The organism is Sphingobacterium bovistauri (assembly GCF_020295405.1).
Lineage (GTDB): Bacteria > Bacteroidota > Bacteroidia > Sphingobacteriales > Sphingobacteriaceae > Sphingobacterium > Sphingobacterium bovistauri.
In genome coordinates, this window is record NZ_JADEYP010000005.1 from 14,587 (window position 1) to 32,194 (window position 17,608).

Here is a 17,608-nt window from a genome sequence, read left to right on the forward strand (position 1 = left end):
TTGTTTACTTTTGCTTTGATGAAACATATAAATATCAAAGTAAAGGGTAAAGTACAGAAAGTATATTTTAGAGCAACGACAAAAGCTGTAGCAGACCAATTGGGTGCTAAAGGTTTTGTCGTTAATCTTGAAGATGGCTCTGTATACATAGAAGCTGAGGGCGATGATTTTGCATTACAATCTTTAGTGGAGTTTTGCCACGAAGGAACGGATCGCTCAGAGATAGAATCAGTAGAGGTTCAAGAGTCTTTAGATATAAAAGGTTTCAGAAATTTCGAAGTATTGAAACGTCTTAAATAATCCTTTATCGTGTCTGGCATCAAAAAGTTCCTAAGTGATACTGTAATCTACGGTCTTTCGACTATTATTTCCCGAATGCTTAATTTTATTTTGACACCTATTTTAGTGTCAAAATTTGCTACAGCACAATACGGGATTTTCACCAAGTTATTTTCTTACGCGTCTCTTATCAATGCTTTTTTAGCATTCGGAATGGAGACTACCTATTTCAGATTTCTTCAAAAAGTAGACAAGGTAAATCAACCAAAGGTTTTTAATACTTCTTTCTTTGTGACTCTGGTGTTGGCTTGTGTTTTTTTGTTAAGCATGTTTGTATTCTCAGGGCAGATAGCCGCATGGTTTACTGTTGATAAACCCCAAGAATATAAGGATTACGTCGCATATGTACGGATGTTTGGTGTGATTTTGGCAGCAGATGCATTAGCCATTGTTCCATTTGCAAAGCTTCGTGCCGAAGGAAGACCATTGTATTATGCTGCACTAAAACTAATTAATATTTTTATTTTCGTAGGAGCAAATCTAGTTTTTCTTTATGTATTGCCATCTCTTAATTTCCATGCTTCATGGTTTGTGTCTGGTTGGATTGGTAATGTTTTTATAGCGAATTTATTGTCTAGCGTAGCAACATTGATTATGTTGTTACCTCAAATTTCAAATTTCAGGTTTACACTAGATTCTTCTCTCGTAAATAAGATGTTGATGTACAGCTTTCCCATTATGATTGCCAATATTTCATTTATTATCAATGAAAATATTGATAAAATAATGATTCCACAGCTTTTGCCTAGTGAACAAGGAGATAGTGATGTGGGTATATATGGTGCTGTCGCAAAGATCGCAGTATTCTTGAGTCTTGTTGTGACTGCTTTTCGTCTTGGTGCGGAGCCTTTTTTCTTCTCTTACGCAAAGAAGGATAACGCAAAACAAGTTTATGCTACTATTTTAGAATATTTCACCATAATTATGGTAGTATGTATGGTGGGAATCACGGTGAATTTGAATTGGCTGAAGTATTTTATTGAAGGTGAAAATGCTGCTGAACAAGCCTTGTATTGGTCGGGTTTATTTATTGTGCCTTTTATGCTTTTCAATTATGTGTTGTTAAGTATTTATATGAATCTTTCAATTTGGTACAAGTTATCTGATCAAACAAAATTTGGATTATATATCTCCGGAATTGGAGCAATACTTACAGTCGCTTTAAATTACGTCCTTATACCTACATACTCTTATGTGGCGGCTGTTGCAGTGACAAGTATAGTGTACTTAGTTATGATTGGGATTTCGGTGTGTTGGGGTCAAAAGTATTATCCTATACCTTATAAATTTGGTAAAATCGCACTTTACTTATTAGTTGGTATAGTTTTCTCATTATTAAGTTTCTTTGTTTTTGATAGTAATTTCTGGATAGGTAATGGTTTGTTGATCTCACTTATTTGTTTTGTTTTTTATTCAGAACGAAAATTTATTTCCCCATTACTGAGTGGGTTTGTGAAATAGTTGTATATTCGTCAAAACACAAACCTTATTATGAAGAGAATTTTATTCTGTGTACTATTTTTAATATCATTTATGGGCTCAAATGCTCAAGAGGTAAATAGTGAAATTTCAAATTTTAGAAAGAATGATCTATTGTTAGATCCCATAACATTAATAGCAGGGCCAATTATTAATGTAAGTTATGAAAGATTATTGTCTGCAGATCATGGGATTGGCATTAGTTTCATAGGTGGCAATGGTATTGATGTCACGCAAATTTCACCATTTGCACGTATGTATTTTGGTAGCAAGTATGCTAGTGGTTTTTTTATTGAAGGATTTATTCCTTTTACGAAGTCGAATGACTATAATTATGAAACTTCTCAAGATATTGAGGTGTCAACGGTTGGAGCAGGGTTTGGGTTAGGAGGTAAATGGTTTTTGAAGAAAAACTTTTTATTTGAATTGGGGGGAGGAGTAGCTCGTCGATTTGGAGCCAATGGAGCTGAAGAAAATGTAACAGGGAAATGGATGATTGGTGTTGGATATAGATTTTGATAAATAATAAAAAAATCGGAAATGTAATTTTTCCGATTTTTTTATTTAAGCCATTTCTTCAGAGAAATTATATTTTATATCCTCGAGCACTTCGAGGATATCTTTTTCAGAAGATAAACTAACCAATTTCATGCGTCGTTCTTTAAAATTCGGAATGCCTTTGAAATAATTGGAATAATGTCTTCGCATTTCAAAAATACCTAATTTATCACCTTTCCACTCAATGGATTTAGTTAAGTGCGTTTTACAAACTTCGACACGTTCAGCAATGGTAGGGCCTGCTAGTCGTTCCCCAGTTTCGAAAAAGTGTTTTATTTCTCTAAAAATCCAAGGATAACCAATAGCTGCGCGTCCAATCATGATACCGTCTACTTCATATTCTTTGCGCCATGCCGCTGCTTTTTCAACAGAATCTACATCACCATTTCCAAATATCGGGATTTTTATGCGTGGATTCTTTTTGACGTCACGAATCATGCTCCAATCTGCTTCGCCTTTGTAGAGTTGAGCCCTAGTTCGTCCATGTATAGCTAATGCTTTGATACCTACGTCTTGCAATCTTTCGGCTACTTCATAGACGTTTTTGGTATTGTCGTCCCAGCCTAAACGTGTTTTGACAGTAACGGGAAGATGTGTAGCCTCTACCACGGCTTTGGTCATTGCGACCATCCTATCAATGTCTTGTAATAGAGAAGATCCGGCACCTTTACATACTACTTTTTTTACAGGACAGCCGTAATTGATATCTATTAAATCTGGGTTAGCTTTAGTGCAGATCTCAGCGGATAGGCGCATACTTTCGATATCACCGCCAAATATTTGAATACCAATAGGTCTTTCGTACTCAAATATATCTAGCTTTTGAAGAGATTTTGCGGCATCGCGGATTAATCCTTCGGAAGAGATAAATTCTGTATACATTAAATCAACCCCACTTTGTTTACATACGTAACGGAAGGGAGGATCGCTGACATCTTCCATGGGAGCCAACAATAAAGGGAACTCACCAAGGTCAATATTTTCACCTATTTTCACTGACATTTGGCAAAAATAAGTAAATAAATATGTTTATGGTAAAGTTCCCTTTATTTGTGAATATTCTCTGACTTAGTATTTATTAGAGTTGATCTACGAATTCTCGGATTGCCAATACTGGATTAGTAGTTTTCATAAAATTTTCACCAATTAAGAAACTATTAAAGCCTTTGCTTTTTAAGTCTTTGATCGTAGATGGGGCAGATATTCCGCTTTCCGATACTTTAATGTACGAATCAGGAATCTGATTTACTAGTTCATATGAATGCTCTAAAGAAACAGAAAAGTCTTTCAAATTTCTGTTGTTAACTCCAATGGCATCTATTTCTGGAAAAATGTTTTGTAACAATTCTTCTTTATTATGTACTTCTAAAAGTACATTTAGTCCTAGAGATTTGGCATATTTAGAAAAAGACTGCACTTCATCAGGTGTTAGACATGCAGCGATTAGTAAAATGATGTCTGCTCCATAAGCCTTAGCTTCCGCGATCTGGTAAGTGTCAACTATAAATTCTTTTCTTAGTAATGGTATTGTCAATACTTCTCTTGCTTCTGTCAAATCATCTAATGAACCTTGGAAAAAGTCTGGATCAGTCAATACCGATATGGCTGATGCTCCAGCATCTTGATATCCTTTTACGACATCTTTTACTGTTGAAGTTCCATTGATGAGACCTTTTGATGGCGATGCACGTTTGTATTCGGCAATAATGCCCGTGCGTTCAGGGTTTGACACCGAATCTTTAAGTGAATAACAAGTCCTGTTGAAAAGTGGATATTGCTCCAGTTGATCTATTGACACCTTGTTTTTGGCCTCTGCAACCTCTATTTTCTTTTTTTCTACAATTTTGTCTAGAATAGTCATTGTACTTATTTTAACCAGTTAGCAATTAATAGTTTACCGTTATCCGTTAAGACTGATTCGGGGTGGAATTGCATTCCACGTACATCGTATTCTTTGTGTGTTAATGCCATTATAATTCCATTTTCGTCAACCGCAGTGATTTTGATCGTATCAGGTAGGCTTTTTTCTTCCACTGCCCAAGAATGGTAACGTCCTATTTTGGAATCGGAAGGGAAATTTTTGAACAATTTCTCTTCTTTGTCTGTGACAATAATGTTGGATGAGATGCCGTGAAGAGGTTTAGGAAGATTAAATAGTTTGCCGCCAAACACCTCTGCAATAGCCTGTTGCCCAAGGCAGATCCCTAAAATACTTTTTGTCGCAGCATAAGTTTTAATCACATCCATCAATAAGCCAGCTTCTTCTGGGATACCTGGGCCTGGGGATAATAATATTTTGTCAAATTGTTCCACGTAAGCGAGTTCAAATTTGTCATTACGTACTACTTCATACTCCTGATTAAGCTCTTGGAGTAAATGAACGAGGTTGTATGTAAAAGAGTCATAGTTATCAATGACTAGTATTTTATTTTTATTCATCTGCTGTAAAGCGTCTTTTTTTATTATAGAATCAATCTGTATGAATTCTTTTTGTTTTTTAGTGTATTTAGCTTTCAACTCTTCTAATTCAGCAATACGCTTTTCAATTGTCTCGAGTGACTGCTCAAAATGACTGACTTCTGTGCAATATTCTAATGGGCGGATCATATTGTTTCTGCTAATTGTAAGGCTTTTCTTAAAGCGGCTATTTTATTATTTACTTCTTGTAGCTCTTTTTCAGGATCAGAGTCTAAGACAATACCCGCGCCAGCCTGATAATGCAATAGATTTTTTTTGCTCAAAAAGGATCGAATCATGATCGCATGATTAAAATCACCATCGAATCCCATGTAACCTATAGCTCCAGAATAAAATGAACGTTGTAGACCTTCGTAACGGTCAATCAACGTTAGAGCCATGTGTTTTGGTGCACCTGATAAAGTCCCGGCAGGATAAGTGTCACCAACGACATCAAATGGGTTGGCATTTTCATTTAATTTACCTGATACCTTGGATACCAAGTGGATAATGTGCGAATAATATTGAGCTTCTTTGTAAGATTTAACCTCTACATTGTGGCAATGTCGACTAAGATCATTACGTGCTAGATCTACTAGCATCACATGTTCTGCAGATTCTTTTGGATCATTTTTCAAAGATTCGGCTATTTTTTCATCTTCCTCTAGATTGCCTGTTCGCTTGAATGTGCCGGCAATAGGATAGATTGTTGCTTCTCCTTTTTTGATGGTGATTTGTGCTTCTGGAGACGAACCAAAAAGTTTGAAGTCTCCATAATCGAAATAGAATAAGTACGGTGATGGATTTATCGAGCGCAAGGCACGGTACACGTTGAATTCATCACCAGAGAATGGGGTTGAAAAACCTCTAGAAGGAACAATTTGAAACACATCACCTCTTTGGATATGTGTTTTCATCTTATTAACCAATGATTTGAAGTTCTCGTCTGTCATATTTGAACCCTCATCGCCTTGGATTTGAAACGAGTACTCTGGGAAATTTTTGTTTTGAATTAAATATTCTAATCGTTCCAAATCTGAAGACTCATTGTCTAGTAAATTTTCGAAAATGTATAGTTCATTTCGAAAATGATCAATAGCTATTACGTATTTGTAGACATGGTATTGCATGAATGGAATTTGTCTCGCTTCATTGATTTCTGCAGTTAATTTGATGTCTTCAAAATGCTCAACAGTATCAAAGGTGAAATAACCGAATAGGCCATTGGAAATAATGTTAATATTGGGTAATTCTGTGTTTTGAAACGAGTTTCTAAATGCAGAAATTTCTTTTCTTAAGTTTATTTCAGTTGCTTTTTTTGTGTGCTTTGGTTGATTTGGATATGAAATGGTTAATTCTTGTTCATTTAAAATTATACTGGAAATAGATTCACAACAGATGTAACTGATATTGTTGTCACGACTATGGTATTCCGAACTTTCTAACAATAAACTATTCGGAAAAGTATCCCTCAATCTTAGATAAATACTTACAGGTGTGGTGGTGTCTGCCAGTATTTTTTTATAATTAGTTTTAAATGAGTATCTCATATTTTTATAATAAGTTATCAATAATAATAAAAAAGCCCGATGTATTATACATCGGGCTTAATGGTTTTGGTTGATTTAATAAAAATGTTATGTCAATTACCAATAATGTGCTTACCCGATGCTTATAGCTTCAGACCACCACGAAAATTGATATGTGATATTCGATTTCATTACTCTACAAATATTGAAATTAATTTTATAATTTCAAACAATAATTGAGAAAAAAATAAAAAATACTGTAATTAATTAATCATTTAATAAGTCGGGCCTTCTTTCACGTGTTCTTGCGAGTTGCTGCTCATCTCTCCATTCGTTGATTTTTGCTTCATTACCACTCAATAATATATCTGGTACGCGATGTCCTCTCCATTCTGCAGGGCGTGTATAAATAGGAGCATCTAGAAGACCGTCTTGAAACGAGTCTGATAATGCAGAAGTTTCGTCAGATAATACTCCGGGAATTAACCTTACTATAGCATCAACAACAATTGCAGCGGGAAGCTCACCTCCAGAAAGGACATAATCCCCTATGGAAATTTCTTTCGTAACAAAGATATCTCGAATGCGCTGATCAATTCCTTTATAATGACCGCAAAGTATTATGATATTTTTTTTAGTAGAAAGATCATTCGCAATTTCTTGGTTAAGCGTAGTGCCATCTGGAGTCATATAGATGATTTCATCATAATCTCGCTCACTTTGCAGTTTTTCAATACATAAGGCAAAAGGCTCTATTTGCATCACCATGCCAGAACCACCGCCATAAGGGTAATCGTCTACAGATTTCTGTTTGTTAATCGCGTAGTCGCGAAGGTTGTGTACATGAATTTCAGATATTCCTTTCTTTTGTGCTCTCTGCAATATGGAGTGTGCAAATGGACTTTCTAGTAAAGAAGGTAATACTGTAATGATATCAAATCTCATGATACAAAGATAGAAAAGATTGTAATGTAATTAATATGTCAAGATAGCAGAACTTGGAATTAACTTCTTAAAATGCTAATGTTTTGTTAATAATGAATTGTTCGAAATAAAATTCTGAATTTCCTCTATTTTGTCGAATGAATGTTAATTAATCTAATACTTACGTATTTGTTATTTATCAAATGCTTTTTATTGATTTATTATAATCAATGTGTTTTATTATTAAAAAACTTGCAATAACAACTTCTATGTTATACATTTGCTATCCATTCTGTTAAAAAATGTTAAACAGAATATCCCTGCACTAACTACTTATCTTATCTAGGTTAATGAAAAATGTATTATATATACAATTCATTAAATAGATTTTAGACTTTTTGACTACTCTTCTTAAATGTTGTATATGCAATTTTTTTAAAAGAAATTATTTAAAATAACTAATAAACACATGAAACAAAAGTTACTGAGTACTATGTTTGCGGTAGCTTGCATCGCAAGTTCATCGTATGCACAAGAACGTCAAGTGAGTGGTAAAGTGACTTCAGCAGAGGGAACACCTATTGGTGGCGTTTCTATTTCTGTTGTAGGCACTACTATAGCTACACAGACTGATGCGTCTGGTAGTTTTACTTTGATAGTGAGCCCTGGTGCAACTTTATCAGCTTCTTTTATAGGTTATGATTCGCAGCGTGTAAGCGTTGGTAATGCTTCTGTTATTTCTATTGTTTTAGAATCAGAAGATACGGCTTTAGAAGAGGTAGTAGTTACTGCATATGGTACGCAAACGAAAGAGTCTATTGCAGGGTCTATTTCTACCTTAAAAGCGAAAGATTTGGAGCAAATCCAATCAGCTAACGTTGTTCAGTCATTAGCAGGTAAAGTTGGTGGGGTTCAGATCAAATCGACAACAGGTCAGCCCGGTGCTTCAGCGACAGTTCGTTTTAGAGGCTTGGGTTCTATTTCATCTTCTAATGAGCCATTGTATGTAGTTGACGGTGTTCCTTTTAATGGTGATATCGCTTCTATTTCATCTCAAGATATCGAAGAGATGTCATTCTTGAAAGACGCTTCTGCAAATGCATTGTATGGATCAAGAGGTGCGAATGGTGTAATCATTATTACTACTAAAAAAGGGAAGAGAAAAGATGTGGTTGATATTAATTTTGAATCTCGCGCAGGATATAATTCAAGAGCAACTAAGGATTACGCTTTTATCGAAGATCCTTCTGAATACTATCAATTAAGATGGCAAAGATTAAGACTTGGTGGTTTAGTGAGTGGTAATTCAGATTTAGATTCTCGTAATGATGCAACAAATGGATTAGTTAAAGATTTAGGAATTAATATTTTTAATGTAGCAAATAATCAAATTGTTGATCCAACTTCAGGAGCTATAAATCCTGATGCGAAAGTTATGTACCAAGATAAATGGAGTGATTATTTATTTGATAACAGCATCCGTCACGAGCATTCATTAAATATCGGTTATGGTAATGATAAAGTTTCTACTTTCTTATCTGGTAGTTATTTAAATGATGAAGGTTATGTTGTTAATTCTGGTTTTGATAGAATTGCGGCTAGAGCAAATGTGGAATTCCGTCCTTATGAATTTATTAAAGTTGGAGCAAATGTAAACTTTGCAGGTACAAAAGCTAAAGATCCTCAAGCAGGTAAAGACTCTGGTACTTATTCAAACCTATTCTCTTGGTCAAGAAGTGTAGCTCCTATATATCCTATTTTTGCTAGAGATGCTCAAGGTAATATTATCAGAAATGCTGATGGAAGAGAAATGTACGATTGGGGTAAAGGTGAAACAATTAATCCAGATGGATCAGCTTCATCAAGACCTTATAGTACTAATATGAACCCTTATGGTACCACATTATTAAATATCCAAAATAATGATAATAAAAATGTAAGCTTAAGAGGTTATGCATCATTTGACTTTTTGAAGTATTTTAATTTCACGTACAATTTGGGTTATGATTATCAATCAGGTAACAGATTCAGATATGTAACAGGTGAAGGAGGTGATGGATTTGCGTATGGAGGTACAATAACGAATGCATTGACAAATAGTCAAACGTTGACAAACCAACAATTACTTAACTTCAATAAGAGCTTTGGTTTGCATACATTGGGCGTTATGGTTGGACATGAAACTTCTGATTATTCAAACAAAATGCTTTCAGGGTCAAAAACGAATATCGTAATTCCTGACGAAGTGTTCATTTCTAATGCAAGTAAATTTAGTTCATTGAATGGTTATGAAGATCTATATAAAGTAGAGGGTTTCTTATCTAAAGTAAACTATAACTATTCAAATAGATACTTCGTTAATGCTTCATTCAGAAGAGATGGATCTTCTGTTTTTCATCCGGAGCACAGATGGGGTAACTTCTACGGTTTAGGAGCTGCTTGGAATGTAAGTAATGAAGATTTTATGTCAAATATTGAAGAGATTTCTAATTTGAAAATCAAGGCTTCTTACGGTGAGCAAGGTAATGACAACTTATTCTATCCTGGATATGTAAGTATGGATCACAGATCTCATTTCGGATTTGGACGTAATTACACGCCATACATGGATCAGTATGAGATCACTGCAGATGCAGATGGTAACCCGTCTATCCGTCAGGTATATACAGGTACAAAAGATTTGAAGTGGGAAGTATCTAAAAACTTTAATACTGGTTTTGAATTAGGATTATTTAACAACAGATTGAATGTTGATGCTGAATTCTTCATTCGTAAAGTATCTGATATGTTGTACAATTTCCCTCAGGCACCGTCTTCAGGTATTCCAGCTATCTCAAAAAATATCGGTGATATGAAAAACACTGGATTAGAGATCGCAATTAGCGGTGATGTGGTACGTACTGATGACTGGAATGTGAATTTGTGGGCGAATGCGACACATTATAAAAACAAAATTACAAGATTGCCTCAACCTTTTGTGTCAAGTATCTTCAGGTTTGTCGAAGGACAAAGTGCTTATACCTATTACATGAGAGAATTTGCAGGTGTTGATGATGCTTCGGGATTGGGTTCTTGGTTTGTAGGTGAAACTGATGCTATATCAAGTTTGTCGACAGGTGAAAAAACAACTACACAAACACACTCTGCTGCAACTCAATTCTTGAGTGATAAAACAGCACACCCAGATGTATATGGTGGATTCGGTTTTGATGTAGCGTACAAAAAATTATCATTCAACGCAGGTTTTGCTTACCAACTGGGTGGGTATGTGTATGATAATGTATACCAAGGATTCTTCGGTGAAGGTACAGGTATGGGTAGCTCTGGTGCTAATTACCATAAAGACGTTTACAATACTTGGACTCCTGAAAATCCTACTGCTTCTATGCCAGTATTATCTAGTGTAGATAAAACTCAATACGGAACGTCAGATATGTTCTTGATTTCGGCTAACTACCTAAGTTTAGAAAATGTAGGTGTGAACTACGATCTGACAAATAGTACATTCGAAAGAATAGGTATCAAAAATGCGCGTTTAAGTTTAATGGGTAATAATCTATTCATGTTATCTAAACGTCAAGGTTTAGATCCAAGAATGATGCAATTAGGTGGCGCTTCAAATAATGGCTTATCATTAAATAGCTATTCATTATTGAGAAGTGTTTCATTAGGTCTAAACATTAAATTTTAATCACAATGAGAAAAAATAAAATTATATATACTTTTCTTTTGGCAGGGGCATTATTAAGTTCTTGTTCTAAAGATTATTTAGACGTAGAGCCTCAATCAGCAATAAATACTGAACAATTGGGGTCATCGTCAGCAGCTACAATGGGTACATTGAAAGGTATTTTAAGTAGTTTACGTTCATACGGTATAACTGGTTATGCAGGTCACGAGGATTTTGGACATAAAAGTATCTTGTCTGTCTTAGATTTAATGGGGCATGATGTGATGATGAACAATTTGAATTGGGGTGGTTTTAATTACAACTACACAGGTCGTGTGATGACAAATTCTAGAGCACACATGCCTTGGTTCATCTACTATACACAAATTAAAAATGCAAACACGATTGTGAATAGTGTGCCTGCGGATACTGATAATAGTGAACTAAAAGCAATTAGAGGTCAAGCATTAGCATTGAGAGGATATTTCCATTTTATGTTAGCTCGTATTTATGGTCCAACTTTCGTTGGTAATGAGACTAAGTTGAGTGTTCCAATTAGTGCGGCAGAGCGTTCGACAAAGAGAAATACAGTTGCAGAGGTGTATGCGCAAATTGAAGCAGATTTGAAAGCTTCGGTAGAGTCATTAGAGGGCTACAGAAGAGGTTCTAACCTTGAAATGATAGATAAAAGTGTCGCACAAGCTTTCTTAGCTGATGTTTACTTAGAGATGGGTAAATACGCAGAAGCAGCAGTTCAAGCAAAAGAAGCGCGTGAGGGCTATTCTTTACTATCTGCGTCAGATTGGCAAAATGGTTTTTATAATATCAGCCAAAATGAAACAATGTGGGGGGCAGACTTGAATGCCGAGTTAACTACATTCGTAGCAAATTTTTTCTCACACTTTGATAATACAAATGTTGGGTACGCAGAGGGTGGAAACATATCTATTGATAAGAGATTGTTTGATGCAATGTCGGAAACAGATATTCGTAAAGAAATGTTTGCTGGAGCTGATTCCACTGTGTTTGCTGTAGGTAACGATTCTTATAAATATGGACCTTATATTAGTTTTAAATTTAGGGATTTAACTGTTGATAGAACAGCTGGTGACTATATCTATCTGCGTTCTGCGGCTTTATATTATATTGAAGCTGAGGCTTTAGCTAGATCTGGAAATGAAAATGGAGCCAAAGATGTTCTTTTTGAGATTACATCTGCTAGAGATAGTGAATATGTGAAGTCATCAAAAATAGGTAAGGATCTTATCGATGAAATTATTCTTCAAAAAAGAGTTGAGCTTTGGGGAGAGGGGTTTGCATGGTTTGATATAAAACGCCTTAACGAGGGTGTAGTAAGAGACTATGTGGGTTCTAATCATCCAACGTACGGCAAATTTAATATTCCGGCAGGTGATAATAGATTCTTGTTTATGATTCCTCAAGCGGAGGTTGATGCAAATCCAGATATTTTGCCTAATAACCCACAATAATATTACATTATATACTTGTAAATATAATCCCATGAGCTAATACCTCATGGGATTTTTGTTTTGTAAAGAATTGCACTAGCAAAATTATATTTTGACTATTATTTATTTAATAAAATGTCTGTTGTAAAATAGTTGTTTATCTAATTTGTAATGTAATACTTATTATAGTTGCGTTGTTGCAAAGAAATCATTTTTTCATTTAAATACTTGCAATAACAACTTCAATATTTTAGATTTGCCCTCTATTCTGTTAAAAAGTGTTAAACAGAGTTGTTGTCACAATTACTAATTGTTGAAAAAGGTTATTGAAAAACATTATTAAAAACAATAAACAAGACTATATGTCTGCGTTTATCTTATTATTTAATAATAGTTGTTTTAATTACAATTAATTATGCAATTTTTACACAATTACTAAACATATGAAACAAAAGTTACTCAGTACTATGTTCGCGGTTGCTTGTATTGCAAGTGTATCGTATGCGCAAGAGCGTCAGGTGAGTGGTAAGGTTACTACTCCTGAGGGGGCACCCATTGTTGGTGTATCCATATCAGTAGCTGGTAAGTCTGCTGCTACTCAAACTGATGCATCAGGGAGTTTTACCTTAACATTAAGCCCAGGTTCTACAATTGTAGCCTCGTCAATTGGGTATCAAACTCAACGAATTAATGTTGGTAACTCTTCTGTTATCACAGTGGTATTACAGTCCGATGATACAGATTTGGAAGAAGTGGTAGTTGTAGCTTATGGTACAGCTAAGAAATCTGAGGTTACAGGCTCAATGGCGACAATGAGTTCTGCTGATTTAGAAAAACGTACAGTTACCAACGTCTCTACTGCATTAGCAGGTCTTGCTCCTGGTATTTCAGTTAGTTCAGGCAATGGTCAACCAGGTTCTGGTGCGAATATCAGATTACGTGGTATTGGATCAATGAACGCTTCTAGTGCACCATTGTATGTTGTAGATGGGGCAGTTTTTGATGGTAATATTGGTGATATCAATGCGGACGATATCGAAAGTATTTCTGTTCTAAAAGATGCGACATCAGCTGCATTATATGGTTCGCGTGCAGGTAATGGTGTAATCTTAATCACTACTAAGCGTGGTAAGGGAGCTCCTAAATTAAATGCATCTTTTATTCAAGGTGTTTCACAGCGTGGAATTCAAGAATACGAAACAGTAGGTACATTTGACTACTATCCATTAGTATTTGATGCGATTAAAAATTCAAAGATGTTTCCTACGTCAGGAGCGGCTATGAATGAAGCTGCAGCATCCCAATTTGCTTTAAATAATATCTTAAAAGAATTAGTATATAATCCGTTTAATGTTGCTGATAAAGAGATTTTAGATGCAACTGGAAAATTGAATCCTAATGCACAATTAAAGTATGATGATTTTAATTGGTATGATGCAATTCAAAGAGCAGGTAAGCGTTCAGATGCTAACCTAAGCTTGTCAGGAAGTGCGGATAAGTCTGATTATTTCGTGTCTTTAGGTTATTTGAATGATCAAGGTTATGTTTTGAATTCAGATTTCAAAAGATTCAATGGGCGTGTAAATGTTAATACTCAGGTGAAAGATTGGTTGAAGACAGGTGTAAACCTTACTGCTGCTTCATCTACAGGGTCTTTAGCTGCTGATGCTTCTTCAGGAAATGCGGCCTCTTTTGTGAATCCGTTTAACTTTATTAGAGGGTTAGGTTCTATTTATCCAGTACACGCTTATGACCATAGCACAGGTGAGCCTATTTATAACTCAGTAAATGGTGAGCACTATTACGATTATGGTATGCATCCAGGAGCGAAAAATAGACCTAGTGGTGCTAGTCAAGGTCGTCATGTAGTATATGAGACTTTGTTGAACAATAGACTGAATGTACGTAATGTATTGGGTGGTCGCGGATACATCGAAATCAAATTTTTAAAAGATTTTACATTTACACCATCAGTGAGTGTTGATGTAACGAATAGAAACTGGGATTACACATACAATAGTACTGTTGGTGACGGTGTGTCGTATAATGGTTTGATCAATAGCGATAATACAATTACTACATCTTATACGTTCAATCAAATACTAGCGTATAAAAAAACTATAGGTAGTCATAATATCTCTGCTATCGCTGGTCATGAGAATTATGATTACAGCTATAAATATAGATCGGGATCAAAAACAGGTCAAATTACATCAGGGATAACAGAGTTTGCAAACTATGTGACTCCTCGTTCAGTATCAGGTTACCTAAACGAAAATAAAATAGAATCATATTTCGCTAAGGGATCATACAACTATGATCAAAAGTACTTCTTTGATGGTTCATTCCGTAGAGATGGTTCTTCAATCTTTGCTGAAGATAACAGATGGGGGTCATTCTTCTCAATAGGTGGAGCATGGGCATTATCTAAAGAGAATTTTATGCAAGATGTAAATTGGGTTAATGATTTACGTTTGAAAGCTTCTTATGGTCAGGTAGGTAATAATCATTTATTAGATGCTGATGGTAATAGAATGTATTATGGTTACCAAGCATTATATAGCCTAGGGTACAACAATGGTTCAATGCCTGGTATTTCATTGTATAATTTAGCTAATCCTGACTTAACATGGGAGACTTCTAATACATTTAATGTAGGATTGAACTTTGCGATCTTGAATAACAGACTTCGTGGTGAATTGGAATACTTCAAAAGAGGATCTGATCAATTATTGATGTCAGTACCACTTCCTTTGTCGGCATCTGTTAGCTCTCAATTCCGCAATGTGGGGTCGATGTATAATAAAGGTGTAGAATTGTCTTTGACTGGTGATGTTATTCGCAAAGAAGGGTTTGGCTGGACAATCACAAAAAATATTTCATTCTTTAAGAATGAGATTACAAAAATGCCTTCTCAAACACCAGTTATTACATCAGGTACAAAACGTAGAGAAGAGGGTAAGGATTTCTATGCCTTTTGGTTAAGACAATATGCGGGCGTTGATGCGACAGATGGTTCTGCGCTATATATTCCTGTTGATGGAACTGCCGCTGCAAATATCAGAACAGTAAATGGCGTTGATTATGTAACAAATCAAAATAATGCAAAGTTTGCGTATTCTGGTTCTGCTATTCCTGATTTCTCAGGATCAATTATGAATAACTTCGATTATAAAAGATTCTCTTTGTCATTCTTAATTAACTACCAAGTTGGTGGTAAGATTTATGATAGCCAATATGCTGGATTAATGGGTACTGCTAGTTATGGTAAATCATACCATGTGGATGCTTTAAAGGCATGGACAACAACTAATACTGCTAGTGATATTCCAAGAATGGATGCCGCAAATAGTGTGAATATTAATGCTGCTTCAACAAGATGGTTAATTGATGCTTCTTATTTGAGCATTAGTAATTTAAACTTGGCTTATAGATTACCTTCTAATGTTTTGGATAAGTTGGATATGTCTGCTGCTCGTGTGTTTTTCACAGGAGAGAACTTAGCTATTTTCTCAAAACGCAAAGGGCTAAATCCTTCAGAAGGTTTTGATGGTACAAATAATACGACATATTTACCAAGCAGAATGTTCAGTTTAGGTGTTAACGTATCATTTTAATATTTAAAGTTATGACAATGAAAAAAATTAAACTATCTATATTATCAGCTGCTATTTTGTTGACATCAGCTAGTTGTAGCAAAGATTATTTAGAAACATCGCCTACAGATAAAGTTTCATCAGAGGTTGCTTTTAGTTCTATTACTAGTGCAAAAGCTGCATTAAGTGGTGTTTATAGATTTATGTTCGAGCGTACTGATGTGGTATCTGTAAATTTACAAAATAAACCAGGTATTACGGGTATCTTGTTGGGAGCGGACTTTATGGGCGAGGATATTGGTATTAGTACTGGTAACTGGTATGGTGTTACTGGCGAAGGTAACTGGCAAGGAGGTCGTACTGATAACCATAATATTACACAATATTATTACCGTACATATTACAAAATGATTGGAGATGTTAATCAAATTATCGCTAATATCGATAATATTGTTGCTTCTCAATCGGATAAAGATGCTGTTTTAAGCCAAGCTTTAACATTAAGAGCTTATGCTTATTCGTATTTAGTTCAATTTTATGGCAAACGTTATGATGCTACTAAAGCTGTAAATGATCAATTGGGAGTTCCTTTGGTGCTTAAGCCAGAAGATTTGACTCTTCCTAGATCTACAGTAAAGGAAGTTTATGACGTGATTATTGCTGATTTGGACAAGGCAATATCTTTAGGGGTGACTTCTCGTACAAATAAATCTTTGACAAATGTATTCGTCGCTAAAGGTCTTCGTGCTCGTGTTGCATTAACTATGCAGGATTACACTAATGCTAAGAAATACGCTAAAGAGGTGATCGATAGTAAATCATTTCCTCTACTTTCTGCTGAAGATTACCAAAAAGGATTTAATGATGCTTCATTAAGTGAATTTATGTGGGCAACAATGCCAACACAAGATCAAGATGATGCATTTGGATCATTCTTCGCACAAATAGCCTATAATGCAAATACGTCATTTATGCGTGCAAATCCCAAAAGAATTAATGCTGAACTTTATAATTTAATTTCTGCTACAGATATTAGAAAAAAAATGTGGGAGCCAAAGCCGACGGCTGAAAATTTCCCTCTTCCTACTGCTAACTTTGCAAGACAAGAATATATGTCTAGAAAATTCGCTGTAAAGGCAGCTGGAACAGCATTAGGAGATGTGCCGTTAATGCGCTCAGCTGAAATGTATTTGATCCTAGCAGAGGCTCACGCTAGTTTAGGAGAGACTACTCAAGCGCAAGATGCATTATTTGATCTAGTCAAAGTAAGAGATGCACAGGCTATCAAATCTACTAAAACAGATAATGCTCTATTAGAAGAAATCTGGGTGAATAGAAGAGTTGAGCTTTGGGGTGAAGGGTTTAGATTCTTTGACTTAAAACGCTTGAATCAAACTATGGATCGTAATGGAGTATCGAACTTTGTTTCAACATCAGTTAGCAATTTGATGAAAGTTGATGCTGGCGATGAAAAATGGCAATTCTTATTCCCAAGAGCTGAATTGGATGCAAATCCTGAAATCGTACAAAACGATTAAAATAGTTCTTGTATAAAATTTTTTAGCACAAAAGGCGACAACCATTAGG

At 35.2% G+C, this 17,608-nt stretch carries 12 protein-coding genes; 7 read left to right on the plus strand and 5 right to left on the minus strand.

From position 1 onward, the window contains the following. Positions 1–18 precede the first annotated feature (18 nt). The 3 genes from IPZ78_RS04080 to IPZ78_RS04090 are packed head-to-tail and all read left to right on the plus strand — an operon-like array spanning position 19 to position 2,337. A complete protein-coding gene (locus tag IPZ78_RS04080) occupies positions 19–300 on the plus strand; it encodes an acylphosphatase (RefSeq protein WP_225551661.1) in 282 nt (93 codons plus the stop codon). A 9-nt stretch (positions 301–309) separates the two neighbouring features. Next, positions 310–1,800, plus strand: coding sequence for a lipopolysaccharide biosynthesis protein (locus IPZ78_RS04085; protein WP_225551662.1), 1,491 nt, complete (start codon positions 310–312; stop codon positions 1,798–1,800). 30 nt (positions 1,801–1,830) lie between these two features. Then, entirely contained in the window at positions 1,831–2,337 is a 507-nt protein-coding gene (locus IPZ78_RS04090; protein WP_225551663.1) for a hypothetical protein, read from the plus strand. A 45-nt stretch (positions 2,338–2,382) separates the two neighbouring features. On the opposite strand, the gene dusB is transcribed toward IPZ78_RS04090, so the two are convergent. The 5 genes from dusB to trmD form a co-directional block, all read right to left on the minus strand. Beyond that, the gene (gene dusB / locus IPZ78_RS04095; RefSeq protein ID WP_225551664.1) at positions 2,383–3,378 is read right to left on the minus strand and encodes a tRNA dihydrouridine synthase DusB; all 996 of its coding nucleotides are present in this window, start codon (positions 3,376–3,378) and stop codon (positions 2,383–2,385) included. A gap of 76 nt (positions 3,379–3,454) precedes the next feature. After that, positions 3,455–4,237, minus strand: coding sequence for an indole-3-glycerol phosphate synthase TrpC (gene trpC / locus IPZ78_RS04100; RefSeq protein ID WP_225551665.1), 783 nt, complete (start codon positions 4,235–4,237; stop codon positions 3,455–3,457). A gap of 5 nt (positions 4,238–4,242) precedes the next feature. Next, positions 4,243–4,815 (minus strand): anthranilate synthase component II, encoded by a 573-nt coding sequence (locus IPZ78_RS04105; protein ID WP_225551786.1) that lies wholly within the window; start codon positions 4,813–4,815, stop codon positions 4,243–4,245. A 164-nt stretch (positions 4,816–4,979) separates the two neighbouring features. After that, on the minus strand, positions 4,980–6,383 hold the full coding sequence (locus IPZ78_RS04110) for an anthranilate synthase component I family protein (RefSeq protein WP_225551666.1): 1,404 nt from the start codon (positions 6,381–6,383) through the stop codon (positions 4,980–4,982). Between the two features lie 246 nt (positions 6,384–6,629). Further along, on the minus strand, positions 6,630–7,307 hold the full coding sequence (gene trmD / locus IPZ78_RS04115) for a tRNA (guanosine(37)-N1)-methyltransferase TrmD (protein WP_225551667.1): 678 nt from the start codon (positions 7,305–7,307) through the stop codon (positions 6,630–6,632). Between the two features lie 448 nt (positions 7,308–7,755). Here trmD and IPZ78_RS04120 point away from each other — a divergent pair, with 448 nt between their 5' ends. From IPZ78_RS04120 to IPZ78_RS04135, 4 genes are all read left to right on the plus strand, one after another. After that, entirely contained in the window at positions 7,756–10,977 is a 3,222-nt protein-coding gene (locus tag IPZ78_RS04120) for a SusC/RagA family TonB-linked outer membrane protein (RefSeq protein WP_225551668.1), read from the plus strand. Between the two features lie 5 nt (positions 10,978–10,982). Further along, positions 10,983–12,446 (plus strand): RagB/SusD family nutrient uptake outer membrane protein, encoded by a 1,464-nt coding sequence (locus tag IPZ78_RS04125; protein WP_225551669.1) that lies wholly within the window; start codon positions 10,983–10,985, stop codon positions 12,444–12,446. A 422-nt stretch (positions 12,447–12,868) separates the two neighbouring features. After that, entirely contained in the window at positions 12,869–16,042 is a 3,174-nt protein-coding gene (locus IPZ78_RS04130; RefSeq protein ID WP_225551670.1) for a SusC/RagA family TonB-linked outer membrane protein, read from the plus strand. A gap of 17 nt (positions 16,043–16,059) precedes the next feature. After that, positions 16,060–17,559 carry a RagB/SusD family nutrient uptake outer membrane protein gene (locus IPZ78_RS04135; RefSeq protein WP_225551671.1) on the plus strand — a complete coding sequence of 500 codons (1,500 nt, stop codon included), beginning with the start codon at positions 16,060–16,062 and terminating at the stop codon, positions 17,557–17,559. Positions 17,560–17,608 lie beyond the last annotated feature (49 nt).